The sequence below is a fragment of the Nostoc sp. UCD121 genome (assembly GCF_014222285.1).
In the GTDB taxonomy this organism is placed as follows: Bacteria; Cyanobacteriota; Cyanobacteriia; order Cyanobacteriales; family Nostocaceae; genus Nostoc.
In genome coordinates this window covers 1-242 of record NZ_JACKZS010000612.1, presented here as the reverse complement: position 1 = coordinate 242, position 242 = coordinate 1, and the positions used below count along the sequence as shown (strand labels likewise).

Sequence of the window (242 nt, the reverse complement as noted above, 5' to 3'; positions counted from 1 at the left end):
GTTCCACGATGTGGTGGACAGCCAGCCGTCCACCTGCGAACCGGAACGCATGAACGCGGAAGACCCGTTGTTCATCCTCTACACCTCCGGTTCCACCGGCAAGCCGAAGGGTGTGCTGCACACCACCGGCGGCTACCTGCTGTATGCGGCCTACACCCATGAAGCGGTGTTCGACCTGCGCGAGGACGACATCTACTGGTGCACCGCCGACGTCGGCTGGGTCACCGGCCACAGCTACATCG

At 63.6% G+C, this 242-nt stretch carries 1 protein-coding gene; it reads left to right on the top strand.

Annotation, left to right across the window (positions count from 1 at the left end; genetic code table 11):
- A partial coding sequence (locus tag GNF10_RS37695; protein WP_185607556.1) for an AMP-binding protein occupies positions 1 to 242 on the top strand: 242 nt, incomplete at both ends.